Below are 13280 nucleotides of genomic sequence, written 5' to 3' on the forward strand. Positions count from 1 at the left end.
AAGGGATCTGAGCGAAGTATTACACCGTTATCAGACCACTCTGAAACCAATGCACCAGGAATTTATTGAGCCATCTAAAAACGATGCCGATCTCATTATTCCCAATATGAGACAGAATTCCGTGGCAATTGATTTTTTAACTACTGTTATTAAAAACTCATTGAAAAAACACTAAGATCAATGGCAGAAAAAAAACTGATAAAAGATATCAAGCCAAAATCTGAAACATTCAAGCTTATTCAAAAATATGTTTTGAATAAATACTTCATTACCATATTTCTTTTCCTGGTTTGGATGATTTTCTTTGATAAAACATCATTTCTAGTTATCAATGAGCTGAATGATGAGATCAATAAATACGAAGAACAGTTGCAATATTATAAGACAGAATATGAAAAAAATGATGCGTTTTATAAAAAGCTGATGAACAACAAATCGGAAAAAGAAAAATACGCCAGGGAAAATTATTTTATGAAAAAACCGAATGAAGAGATCTTTATTCTGGTTGTTGACAGTACTAATATTGCTAAAAAATAGTGGTGGAGCTGTTAATAGTGAATGATTAATTCTACATTCACAACTCATAACTCATAACTCATAACTTACAACTGAATGTTAAATACAAATACACTTCCGGATTGGGAAAAATTAGTACAAAAACAGCTTAAAACAGAAGATATTTATACGATTCTTAAAAAAGACAATCTGGAAGGAATAGAAGTGAAGCCTTTCTATGACAAGGCTCAAAAACCATTAGCCAACTTACCGAAAGTGGAGGAGAATACTCATTTGGTAGCTCCTTATCATGAAAGCCTGGAAAATGATGTTTTTGCATTTCTGCTGAACCAGAATGTAGAAAATCTGGAACAAAAAACCATCTTTATCAACAATAAAGATCTGGCAGAACATATTCGTCCTGAAGATGAAGATCAGTATTTTTCATTGATCGATGTCTTTGATGAGAAAGAAGGAACAATAAATGATCAGCTTGCTAAAGAATTACTGGCTAAAGATTTTAAAAGAAATATTTGTGTTGACATTTCTCTTCATCAGAATGCAGGTGCGGCAATTTACCAGCAACTGGGAATCGCGTTGGCAAAAACAAAAGAACTCGCAGAAGTGTATGGAGAAGAGATTATCAAAAAACTTGTTTTCAGGATTGCCATAGGTGGAAACTACTTCTTTGAGATGGCTAAATTGAGAGCATTTAAGCTTATTTTTAACCAATTCTCAAAAGAATACAGGCTGGATGAGATCCCATATATCTTTGCGGAAACCTCATTGAGAAATAAAGCTGTTCCAGATAATGAAAATAACCTGATCCGTTCCACATTAGAGCTTGCTTCTGCAATGATCGGAGGAGCAGATGCCGTTTACAGCAATAACTACCTTGTCGATAAGAGTACCGAGAACTCAGAAGAAATATCTTTTAAGCAGCAGATCGTGTTAGCGTACGAAAGTATTATCAATGTGTTTGAAGATGCTTCTAACGGGAGTTATTATGTGGAAGATATTACCGGACAGATCGCAGAGAAATCTTGGGCTTTATTCTTGGAAATTGAAGAAGCAGGAGGATATTTAGAGCTTCATAAACAAGGAATTATTCAGAAAAAGATCTACGATCATGCCGTTGAAGAGCAGAAATGGGTGGAAGAAGGCAAAATAAAGCTCATTGGAGTTAATTTATATCCGAAATTGGACATTAAGAAATCTGCCGAAGATTTATACAGTGATAAAGAAATAAAAGCCGTTCGTTGGGCCGAAATGTTTGAATAAGTATTAGAAAAATGAAGAAAAACTTATTATTTCTTTTCCTGATGATTTTCGGAATGTGTTTTTCACAATCTGTAAAAGATTTGCATGGAAAATGGTCTGGAGCAGATCAAAAGAATAAAAAAGGAACTTTTACCTTTTTCTCGGATGGTTATATAGCTTTAGAGTTTGAAGGATTGGTCATAGATGGCAGAAATTTTGTGATTCCGAATGGTCCAAATGAAGGGAAAATAGGAAAAGTGAAATATTCTGTAGACTTTTCTGAGAAACCCTATAAAGTGAAATTAATTGCTCAGTATAATAATCAAGATGGCAAATCGGAAGAAAATAAATTTCTAAACGGACTTATTGAATTTATTGAAGAAGATGGATTGTTATTCTATCTAGATTTTGAAAATGAAAACCTTACAACCCTGGATCCGCTATCTCCCAACACAATATCATTACGTAGAGACCTTAGTTTTAAAGATGAAGGAAAAACTGATTGATCTTTTCGAGTATACCTATTATTCTAATAAAGAAATGATTAAGATCATCGCTGAGAATCTCCCGAAAATAAAGGAGAAAACGATCAGTTTAATTAATCATATCCTTAATGCTCAACAAATCTGGAATTCAAGAATTCTTGGGGAAAGATCTTTTGAAGTATGGCAAACGAATCCCTTTGAAAGCCTTGAGGCGATTAATCATCAGAATTATTTGAAAAGTATACAGATTATTAAAAACAGTAATTTAGATAAAAAAATCACCTATCACAATTCGAGAGGAGCTGAATTTGAGAACACAATCTTTGAAATGCTTTTTCAGGCAATTAACCATTCCACCTATCATAGAGGGCAAATCAACTCATTATTGAAGCAGGAGGGCATTGAACGATTATTAACTGATTATATTTTTTATAAAAGATAAATTTATCCGTTGGTGGAATTTATCTAACCACGGATTACACGGATTTGCACAGATGAATATGTGTGAAATCTGTAAATATAAAACACAAAAACACATTTGCGATGAAAGAAAATGAGATAAGTTTTTATGTCAGGAAATCTATATTTTCTGTATATAATGAACTTGGTCCGGGTTTGTTAGAAAAAGTTTATGAAAAAGTATTGGTTCATGAACTACAAAATAACGGATTGAAAGTTAGAAGCCAGGTTCCTATGAACATTAAATTTAAAGATGTTTTTATTGATTCAAGCTTTATAACAGATATTATAGTTGAAGATAAAGTTATTATTGAGGTGAAAGCGGTTACAGAGATAAATAATATCCACCACCAGCAATTATTAACCTATCTGAAGTTAACAGGATTAAAATTAGGGATTCTTGTTAACTTCAATACAGATTATATTGATAAAAGCATCTTCCGAAAAGTAAATGGAAAACTGGATTGGTAAAATAAACTTTTTATAATATAAACATCTGTGCAAATCCGTGTAATCCGTGGTTAAAAAAGCAATCTTAAAGGAAGAAATTCAATGCTATATCAATGCTAATCTCAATTCAGATCTGCATGCGTTACTATTAAAAAAATCACCTTTTCCTGAGGTTTCCATGCAGGAAATCGTTCAGCAGATCAAAGGGAAGCAGATAGCCTCTAAAAAATTCCCGTTTTTATTAAAAGAAGGTATTATCTTTCCACCACAGCTTAATTTGGAGCAGTCATCGTCAGGGAAAACAGCAGCTTATAAAGCTGGATTTATAAAAGGAAAGAAATTCATTGATCTTACCAGCGGTTTCGGGATTGATGCTTATTACCTTTCTCAAAACTTTGAAGATGTTACTTTAATTGAACAAAATCCGGATGTACTAGAGATTGTAGAACACAATTGGAATGTCCTGAATAAAAAAGCAACATTTATCAATCAGAAACTGGAAGAATTTCTTGATAGCAACCAAGAATTCTTTAATGTGATTTATTTAGACCCGGCAAGACGGGATGATCTTAAAAACAAAGTATTCCTCTTAGAAGATCTATCACCCGACATTCTGGAAATTCAGGGAAAATTACTTTCTATTTCAGACCAAGTTGTTATTAAGCTATCCCCCCTGATTGATCTAAAGTACTTAATTTCCGTACTTCCTGATATCTTTCGTCTTGATATTATTGCTGTGAAAAATGAAGTGAAGGAAGTTGTTGTTTTTTTATCAAAAGGAAAAAGTTCAGATATTATCTGCACTTGTGTGAATCTGGAAAGTGATGAAAAGATTCTTACATTTCCGTTTGGAACAGAAGAAAATGCAGAAGCAGTATATTCTGAACCGGAAAAATATATTTATATTCCTAATAATTCCATTCTAAAAGCAGGCGTTTTTAATTTAATTGCTGAAAAATTTAATGTAAAAAAGCTCCATCCGAATACCCATATTTATACTTCCTACGAAATGCAGCCAGATTTTCCTGGAAGGGTACTGGAAATGGAACTTATTGATAGCAAGCAAATTAAAAAGAAAGATCAGTTTAATATTATTTCAAAAAATTACCCGCTTAAACCAGAAGAGATCAAGAAGAAATATCAGCTAAAAGACGGTGGAATGAACTACCTTATTTTTACACAGTCCAAAAAAGGAAAAATTATTTTAAAATCAATCTGAAAATGTTGCCGACAAATACAAGATTTCTTAATTTTGCGCAATTCAAATATTTAAGCATGAAATCGCCTGCTGTTTAGATAATTTAGAATAAACTAAAAGTGCGATTCCATATGACCTTTAAAAATAAATTTTACATATGAAAAAATTAATTATATGTTTAGCCATTGCAACTGTTGCGGTAAGCTGTAAAAAAATACAGGCGGGTGGAAATAAGAATACCCTTAAACTTGAAGAAGGAGTAGAAAGATATTCTGAAGATCCACAAGGTGGTGCAGAAGCTCATGGTCATGGTCATGAAGCTGCAGCAGAACATAAAAAAGAAGCAACTGCTGAGAAACATGGAACTGAAGCTGCTAAAACAGACAGCGCTGCTGCAAAACCTGCTGAAGGTGAAAAAACTCCAAAAGCTGAACACTAGTTATTAGTTCACGATATAAAATGTCCTGCTGAAAAATGCAGGACATTTTTTTATTTACTCGTTAGATAATTATTTAATTATCAATGAATAAAAAGCTGCCGGAAAAAAAATCCTTTTTGTTTGCTCCTGCAGGGCATTTTTTTTACTTTTAACAAAACAAATTTTACAATGCAAGAGACTTTAAATTACATTAACGAAAATAAGCAACGTTTCGTAGATGAATTATTTGAATTATTGAGAATTCCTTCCATTTCTGCAGATCCTGCCTATAAAAATGACGTATTGAAGTGTGCGGACGTATGTGCAGAACACCTTAAAAATGCAGGAGCCGATCATGTTGAAGTATGTCAGACAAAAGGATATCCTATTGTTTTTGGAGAGAAAATTTTAGATAAAAGTTTGCCTACGGTATTGGTGTATGGTCATTATGATGTTCAGCCTGCCGATCCGTTGGATTTGTGGAAAAAGCCACCTTTTGAGCCGTATATTGAGAAAACGGAGCTTCATCCAGAAGGAGCTATCTTTGCAAGAGGTTCAGCAGACGATAAGGGACAGTTCTTTATGCACTTAAAGGCATTTGAAGCCATGATGAAAACCAATGCGCTTCCTTGCAACGTTAAATTTATTTTAGAGGGAGAGGAAGAAGTAGGTTCTGTGAGCTTAGGAGATTGGGTGAATGAAAATAAAGAAAAATTAGCCTGCGATTGTATTCTGATTTCTGATACTCATATTTACAGCAATGAACAGCCAACGGTTACTACCGGTCTGAGAGGTTTAAGTTATGTGGAAGTAGAAGTGGAAGGTCCGAACAGAGATCTGCATTCAGGATTATATGGCGGAGCAGTTCCGAATCCTATTCATGTTCTTTCAAGAATGATTGCCAAATTAATTGATGAAGATGGTCACATTACCATTGATGGATTTTATGATAATGTAGACGTGGTTTCAGAGGAAGAAAGAACGGAGATGAATAAACTGAAGGATAATCCTGAAGAATTCAAAAAATCTATCGGGTTAAACGGTGTTGAAGGAGAAAAAGGATATACAACCCTGGAAAGAACCTCTATTCGTCCTACTTTGGATTGTAACGGAATTTGGGGTGGCTACACAGGAGAAGGAGCAAAAACGGTAATACCTTCAAAGGCTTTCGCAAAAATATCCATGCGTTTGGTTCCTTATCAGACCCCTGAAGAAATTACGGAGAAATTCACTAAATATTTTGAGAAAATAGCTCCGGATAATGTAAAAGTGAAAGTAACGCCTCATCATGGAGGAATGCCTTATGTGTTACCAACTGATACTAAAGAGTTCTCAGCGGCAAAACAAGCAATGGAATCTGCGTTTGGAAAAGAAGTTCTTCCGTACAGAGGAGGAGGCAGTATTCCGATTACGGCTATGTTTGAAAAAGTGTTGGGCGCCAAATCAGTTTTAATGGGCTTCGGATTAGATTCGGACGCGATCCATTCCCCGAATGAGCATTATGGTCTCTTCAATTTTTATAAGGGAATTGAGAGTATTCCATTATTTTTTGAGAATTATTCAAAATGATAAATTATCATCCTTAAGAGAAATATCTTAAGGATTTTTTATTTTTTACGTGATAATTTTTTTAATTGAATATAAATTTTTATATTTATTTCATAAAACCAAAAAATAATTATCATGAGAAAATTTTATCTTGTATCCTTGTTATTACTATCCGCATTATCTTTTGCGCAACAACTTATTTCTTTTGAAAGTAGCGAAGGCTATACTGCAGGAAATATTAATGGACAGCAGTCTTGGGTAACAACTTCCAATGGTGCAACGCCCCCTGCTTATATAACCAATCAGGTTATAACCAGCGAACTTGCTGTAGGAGGAACTAATTCTTTTAAAATTACAAAAGAAAGTGCATATGGGTCACAAGCATCCCCGGTAATGGGAGGGTTTTATACTCCGCCCGCTCCGTTAACCTACAATAATTTTACTCTTTCATTTGATGTAAGAATAACAGATCAAAGTGCATCAAGCTCCGATTTTGTCTTTAGAACTGTTAATACAGCCGGAACAGGAAATATAGTTACCTATATTAATTTTTCCTATAATGGTAAAATTTTAATTGTGAACGCAGGATCTACAACTCTGGTAGATACCACACACACTTGGGCTGCAAATACCTGGTACAGATTAAAAATAATTTCAACAGCTACCGATATTAAATATTATCTAAATAATACACTAATTTTTACAGGGCAGGCTTATACCCAGAACAATATTTCCAGAATTGATTTTGTACACGATAATTATTTGGGAAGTGCTTATATTGATAGGGTTGCAATTAATAACGAAGCAGCTCTTGCAGTAAAAGAAACGAAAATTGAAAATAATGTAATTTCGGTGTATCCAAATCCGACTTCTGATATTTTAAGCATCAAGACAAACTCTAAGATCAAAAATGTATCTGTTGTTGATTTGGCTGGAAAAAATATGAACGTGAAGTTGGAGGAGAATAAAATTAATGTAACACATTTATCTTCCGGAACATATCTGATTTCTGTAGAAACCAATAATGGTATTATTACTGAAAAATTCATTAAGAAATAATTTGATAATAGAATTTTACAATTATACAAACGCTCCAATTTGGAGCGTTTTTTTTATTTTAGACATCAAATTAATAATATGTTGGAAAATAAAGTAGTCTATATAACAGGAGGAACCAAAGGGATTGGGTTTGGAATCGCAAGGATATTACTGGAAAACGGAGCTTCGGTTGCCTTTTCGGGAAGAAAAGAAGAAGATGTAGTAAAAGCTCAAAAGGAATTACAACAATATTCAGATAAAGTTTTGGGATTGGTTTCCGATGTAAGAAACCTTCAAAGCGAGCAGGCAGCCGTTAAAACCGTTATTGAAACATTTGGAAGATTAGATTATGTAATTGCTAATGCAGGATTAGGTGTTTTTAAGCCCGTAGACGAATTATCTGCTGAGGAGTGGAATGATATGATAGAAACAAATTTAACCGGTGTTTTCTATACCTTAAAAGCATCTGTGGAGGAGCTGAAGAAAACAGAAGGATATTATATTACTATTTCAAGCCTTGCCGGAGCTAATTTCTTTGAAAACGGAACCGGATATAATGCTTCAAAATTTGGTGTAGTGGGTTTTACACAAGCCGCTATGATTGATCTTAGAAAATATAATATTAAAGCAACTGTAATCATGCCGGGATCGGTTGCAACCCATTTCAATGGCAATACTCCTTCTGAAAAAGACAATTGGAAAATTCAGCCAGAAGATATGGGAAACCTGGTACTGGATATATTGAAGATGAATCCAAGAGTCTTACCCAGCAAGATTGAGTTTAGAGCAACTAAACCTGCATAGTCAAAAAACAAATTGTTAAAATAGTTAAGCATTGAAAAAAAATTAAGGATATATTTTTTATTCGGGCAACCTTTTTAAACTTTTGCAGTCTTATCTATAGAACTGATCTACAGTTTAAAGATACCTAATAATAGGTATTGATACCATTTTAAAGATAAAGTAAGTTTGTATCAAATCTCAGTTAAGTGAAATGTTTGAGATAAATACCACTAAATCTTTAGCCATCAGAACCGAATTAAAAAAAATATGTACATGAAAAATTTTTTATCAATTAATGCATTTTTGTTGGTATTAACCCAGACATGGAATGCCCAAATTTTACAGAGTGATAATTTTAACTCCTATGTTATAGGAAACGTTGGGACGAATATTACAGCAACAACTCCAGGACAAGGAGGATTTTACACAGATTTTGCCGGCGGCTCCAATTCCGATGCTCAAATTGTAAACATAGATGCTTCTCATGACAAATCATTGCAGCTTACCGGAAGTGCAACCGCAACAGGAACAAGGTATATGTGGAAAAGCGGATTAGATGCCGCCTGGGCCGCAAGGACTCCGGGGAATAATATCATTAAAGTGGATGTTGCCATATATACCGGAAATGCTACAGGCGGTGTAGGCAGGGGAACCGTATTAGTTTACAATACCACAACTCATAAAACATTGACTGGCATAGGATACAATTATGCCACCCAAAAAATAATGGGTATCGCATATTATACAGATAATGCAACAGGGCAAACGGCTAACTTCGGTTTTACTGTAGGATCTAATACCTATCCTGCCAATACCTGGGTTTCTGTGAGTTGTGCATTCAATAAAACAACGGGAGTTGCTTCATGGATAACTCCTGAAGGTACTTTCAGCCCCAGCGCAACAACCGTTACACCAGCAGCTGTAGGAGAAGATCCTTTTGAAATGGATTTTGTTTCAGCAGTGGGCACCGGGAATACGGTGGCTCATATCACTTCTTTTGATGATTATACGGTTACAGCTACCAATACCCTCGTATTAGGAACCAAAGAAGCTGCTATGGAAGAAAATAGCCTGTCAGTTTATCCTAACCCTGCAACTGATTTCATTAAAATCCAATCCAAAACGCTAATTACTAAAGTTGAGCTTTTTGATGCAACGGGGAGAAAAGTAAATAATATAAAGATTGATAATGACCAAATAGATGTAAGCAATCTTAGCCCGGGAATCTATATCATTAATATTGAAACAAAAGAGAATAAATTTTCTAAAAAAATTATTAAAAAATAATCTTAACTATCCTTCTCAATATACAAAAACGCTTTGCATTAAAGCGTTTTTGTTATTTTTAATGCGCTGAATAACAAATCAATATATATTATGCATGCATAATATATTTTTTGCTTATATTTACAGAAATTAAAAAAATAAAATCTCGGCATTTAACCGGTTGGTATTTATGCATTAAAGGGAAAAAATAAAATAGTACACATGAAAATATTAGTTTGTATTAGTAGTGTTCCGGATACTACTTCTAAAATTAACTTTACAGCAGACAAATCTGCTTTTGACAAGAACGGAATCCAGTGGGTCATCAATCCTTTAGATGAATTTGCCTTAACAAAAGCAGTGAAACTTCAGGAATCTCAGGGAGCTACTGTAACAGTGATCAACGTAGGAGATGCTGCAACAGAGCCTGTAATCAGAAAAGCATTGGCTATTGGTGCCAATGATGCGGTAAGAGTAAACCTTGATCCAAAAGACAGTTATTCTACGGCAAAAGAAATTGCTGCTGTAGCTCAAAACGGAGGATATGACCTTATCCTTTGCGGTAAAGAATCTATCGATTACAATGGTGGTTCTGTTCCCGGGATGGTGGCTCAGTTATTGAACCAGCCTTTCGTGAACGCATCTGTAGGATTAGACGTAAACGGAAGCGAAGCTACCGCTGTAAGAGAGATTGAAGGTGGTAAAGAAACTATTTCTGTAAAATTACCTGCTGTAATTGCGGGTCAGAAAGGACTGGTAGATGAAAAAGATTTGATCATTCCGAACATGAGAGGAATTATGTCTGCAAGAACAAAGCCTTTACAGATAGTAGAGCCAACTTCTTCTGAAGTAAAGGTGCAGGGAGTTTCTTATGACAGCGTACCGCCAAGAGCAGCTGTGAAAATTGTTTCTCCGGATAACCTTGATGAATTAGTAAGACTACTTCACGAAGAAGCGAAAGTAATCTAATCTTGTAATCGTTCAATTTTTTAATCTTTTAATTCAAGAAAAATGGCAGTATTCGTATACGCAGAAAATATAAACGGAGTTTACAAAAAAGCGGCTTTTGAAGCGGTTTCTTATGCTAAAGCTATTGCAGATCAAGCAGGAGATACCGTTACCGCAATCTCTGTAAACCCAACAGATTCTTCAGATGTATTATACAAATATGGAGCATCTAATGTAATCAATATCAAAGACGAAGGTCTTAAAAGCTTTTCGGCAAAAGCATTCGCACAGGCAATTAATGAAGTGGCAAACGGAGGAACTATTGTTTTCCCGCACACTACAGACGCTTCTTCTATTGCTCCGATGTTAGCAGTAATGAACGGACATTCTTTAATTACCAATGCTTTAGCTGCTCCTGAAAGCCTTTCGCCATTCCAGGTAAAAAGAAAAGCATTCTCAGGAAAAGGTTTCATGCATGCCAAAGCAGAAGGAAACGGAGTAATTGTTACGGTTTCCCAAAATGCTTTCGGAGTAAAAGAAAATGCAGTATCAGGTTCAGAAGAAGTGAAAAACCTATCTGTTGCCAATGAAGATACTAAAGTGATCTCTCACGAACAAAGCTCAGGAAAATTAGACCTTAAAGAAGCGGAAGTAGTAGTTTCTGCAGGAAGAGGAATGAAGGGACCTGAAAACTGGGGAATGATCGAAGAATTGGCTAACGTTCTTGGAGCGGCTACAGCTTGTTCCAAGCCGGTTTCAGATATCGGTTGGAGACCTCACACAGAGCACGTAGGACAAACGGGAAAAGCGATTTCGCCTAACCTTTACATTGCTGTAGGTATTTCAGGAGCAATTCAGCACTTAGCAGGAGTTAACTCTTCAAAAACAATTGTAGTAATCAATAACGATGCGGAAGCACCATTCTTCAAATCTGCAGATTATGGAGTAGTGGGTGATGCATTCCAGATCATTCCTGCATTAACTGAAAAAATCAAAGCGTTAAAAGGATAAATAGTCAACTGTCAATTTAGCTTCGTGAGTGAATAGTCAAGGATAAAAAACTGGCAGCGGAGTTTATTCACAATTCATCTTGACATTTGAACAAAATAACAAAGTAAAAGCCCTTCCCGGGCTTTTATTTTTGTGCAAAAAGTAAAACCTACAATAAAAAATTAATTTATATTTGTAGTTATGGATTATAAGCAGTTAATTATTCGCGGAATATCGTATAGCCAGACCCAATCGGGAGCATACGCATTGTTATTGGAGCATGAAGAGTCACATATAAAATTACCTGTTGTGATAGGAAATTTTGAGGCCCAATCCATTTCTCTTGGCCTGGAGAAAGACATTCATCCGCCGCGTCCACTTACCCACGATTTATTTACAAAATTTATAGTTTCTGCCAATTATGAGTTGGTTTCTGTGATCATTTACCAGATCGTAGACGGAGTTTTCTTCTCCAATATCAATTTCAAGAATAAAAGCAACGATGAAGAACTGATTCTGGACGCCAGAACGTCTGATGCCGTTGCCATGGCTGTGAGATTTGATGCCCCTATTTTCACGACCCAACAGGTATTGAATGAGGCGGGAATTCTTCTTGAACTGGAAGATGTATCCAAAGAAGAACAATCATTTTCTGAAACCGTACAAACGGAAGACAGCCTAAGATCCCTATCCATGGAAGAGCTTCAGAAATTATTGGATGAAGCCGTAAAAGAAGAAGATTATGACACTGCCCTTGAAATCCAGGAAGAGATTAAGAGAAGAAAAAAGAAAATTGATTAACAGAGATATTTAAAACCACATATGAATTTAAAATTACGACTTACCATCCTTAGCTTTCTACAGTTTTTTGTCTGGGGAGCCTGGCTGATTACTATCGGAGTATATTGGTTCAGCACAAAACAATGGGGTGGTGCAGAATTTGGAGCAGTATTTTCCACCCTGGGAATTTCGTCTATCATTATGCCTGCTCTTACGGGAATTATTGCAGACCGTTGGATGAATGCAGAAAGACTTTATGGAATTCTCCATATCCTATACGGAATTACCTTATTTTTTCTTCCTCAGGTTTCTGATCCCCACCAGTTTTTCTGGGTAATGCTGATTGCCATGTTCTTCTATATGCCGACGATTTCCTTATCCAATTCTATTGCCTATTATGTTCTTAAAAATAACGATTACGATGTGGTAAAAGTTTTTCCGCCAATTAGAGTATGGGGAACCATAGGATTTATTGTAGCCATGTGGATTACTAATCTTACAGATAACAAAGATTCAGGGAACCAATTTTATATTGCGGCGTTATTTGCTATTCTTCTAGGGATTTATGCATTTACGTTGCCTAAATGCCCGCCACAAAATACAATACCTAAAAATGCAACTACATTAGAAAAATTAGGATTGAACTCATTATCATTATTCGGAAACGGAAAAATGGCCATGTTCTTTCTGTTTTCCATGTTTTTAGGAGCCGCTTTGCAATTGACTAATATGTACGGAGATGCATTTCTTTCAGATTTCGGTAAAATGCCGGAGTATGCAGACAGCTTAGTGGTAAAACGGTCTACTTTGATAATGTCGATCTCTCAGGTTTCGGAAACATTATTCATTCTGGCAATTCCATTCTTTCTGAAGAAATTTGGAATTAAGAAGGTAATGCTGATTTCCATGTTAGCCTGGGTTTTACGATTCGGATTCTTCGCATATGGAGTTCCGGAAGGGTTTGGGCTGGTTTTAATCATCCTTTCATGTATTGTATACGGAATGGCATTCGACTTCTTCAACATTTCAGGATCTCTTTTTGTTGAAACCAATACGGACTTTAAAATACGTTCTTCCGCGCAAGGATTATTTATGATGATGACTAATGGCTTTGGTGCTATGATCGGAAGTCTGGTAAGCGGATGGATCATTCAGAATAACT

At 35.3% G+C, this 13280-nt stretch carries 15 protein-coding genes and 1 pseudogene; all 16 read left to right on the top strand.

All coding sequences use genetic code 11. The features are described 5' to 3' along the window. A pseudogene (locus ACGHIN_RS14500) lies at window positions 1–175 on the top strand (uridine kinase); the annotation flags it as partial. Window positions 176–180: 5 nt separating this feature from the next. Further along, window positions 181–537, top strand: coding sequence for an FtsB family cell division protein (locus tag ACGHIN_RS14505; protein ID WP_390454987.1), 357 nt, complete (start codon window positions 181–183; stop codon window positions 535–537). 75 nt (window positions 538–612) lie between these two features. Beyond that, window positions 613–1776 carry a methylmalonyl-CoA mutase family protein gene (locus ACGHIN_RS14510; RefSeq protein ID WP_390454990.1) on the top strand — a complete coding sequence of 388 codons (1164 nt, stop codon included), beginning with the start codon at window positions 613–615 and terminating at the stop codon, window positions 1774–1776. Between the two features lie 11 nt (window positions 1777–1787). After that, window positions 1788–2261: a hypothetical protein gene (locus ACGHIN_RS14515; RefSeq protein ID WP_390454993.1), complete on the top strand. Its 474-nt coding sequence runs from the start codon at window positions 1788–1790 to the stop codon at window positions 2259–2261. Then, the gene (locus tag ACGHIN_RS14520) at window positions 2242–2682 is read left to right on the top strand and encodes a DinB family protein (RefSeq protein WP_390454996.1); all 441 of its coding nucleotides are present in this window, start codon (window positions 2242–2244) and stop codon (window positions 2680–2682) included. The genes ACGHIN_RS14515 and ACGHIN_RS14520 overlap by 20 nt, the downstream gene beginning before the upstream one ends. A gap of 101 nt (window positions 2683–2783) precedes the next feature. Next, on the top strand, window positions 2784–3170 hold the full coding sequence (locus ACGHIN_RS14525; protein WP_390454999.1) for a GxxExxY protein: 387 nt from the start codon (window positions 2784–2786) through the stop codon (window positions 3168–3170). Between the two features lie 46 nt (window positions 3171–3216). Beyond that, the gene (locus ACGHIN_RS14530; RefSeq protein WP_390455002.1) at window positions 3217–4368 is read left to right on the top strand and encodes a class I SAM-dependent methyltransferase; all 1152 of its coding nucleotides are present in this window, start codon (window positions 3217–3219) and stop codon (window positions 4366–4368) included. A gap of 136 nt (window positions 4369–4504) precedes the next feature. Next, window positions 4505–4786 (top strand): hypothetical protein, encoded by a 282-nt coding sequence (locus ACGHIN_RS14535; protein ID WP_390455005.1) that lies wholly within the window; start codon window positions 4505–4507, stop codon window positions 4784–4786. A gap of 168 nt (window positions 4787–4954) precedes the next feature. Further along, window positions 4955–6334, top strand: coding sequence for a dipeptidase (locus ACGHIN_RS14540; protein ID WP_390455007.1), 1380 nt, complete (start codon window positions 4955–4957; stop codon window positions 6332–6334). 114 nt (window positions 6335–6448) lie between these two features. Then, window positions 6449–7372 carry a T9SS type A sorting domain-containing protein gene (locus tag ACGHIN_RS14545; protein WP_390455010.1) on the top strand — a complete coding sequence of 308 codons (924 nt, stop codon included), beginning with the start codon at window positions 6449–6451 and terminating at the stop codon, window positions 7370–7372. Window positions 7373–7450: 78 nt separating this feature from the next. Next, on the top strand, window positions 7451–8155 hold the full coding sequence (locus tag ACGHIN_RS14550) for an SDR family oxidoreductase (RefSeq protein WP_390455013.1): 705 nt from the start codon (window positions 7451–7453) through the stop codon (window positions 8153–8155). Window positions 8156–8407: 252 nt separating this feature from the next. After that, window positions 8408–9421: a T9SS type A sorting domain-containing protein gene (locus ACGHIN_RS14555; RefSeq protein WP_390455016.1), complete on the top strand. Its 1014-nt coding sequence runs from the start codon at window positions 8408–8410 to the stop codon at window positions 9419–9421. A gap of 201 nt (window positions 9422–9622) precedes the next feature. Beyond that, complete coding sequence (locus tag ACGHIN_RS14560) at window positions 9623–10369, top strand: electron transfer flavoprotein subunit beta/FixA family protein (protein WP_390455019.1); 747 nt, start codon at window positions 9623–9625, stop codon at window positions 10367–10369. Window positions 10370–10411: 42 nt separating this feature from the next. Beyond that, window positions 10412–11359 carry an electron transfer flavoprotein subunit alpha/FixB family protein gene (locus ACGHIN_RS14565; protein WP_390455022.1) on the top strand — a complete coding sequence of 316 codons (948 nt, stop codon included), beginning with the start codon at window positions 10412–10414 and terminating at the stop codon, window positions 11357–11359. 180 nt (window positions 11360–11539) lie between these two features. Beyond that, window positions 11540–12139 (top strand): bifunctional nuclease family protein, encoded by a 600-nt coding sequence (locus ACGHIN_RS14570; RefSeq protein WP_390455025.1) that lies wholly within the window; start codon window positions 11540–11542, stop codon window positions 12137–12139. A gap of 21 nt (window positions 12140–12160) precedes the next feature. Then, window positions 12161–13280: nucleoside permease (locus ACGHIN_RS14575; RefSeq protein WP_390455028.1), on the top strand; the 1120-nt coding region annotated here is incomplete at its 3' end.

The organism is Chryseobacterium barbadense (assembly GCF_042849955.1).
Lineage (GTDB): Bacteria > Bacteroidota > Bacteroidia > Flavobacteriales > Weeksellaceae > Chryseobacterium.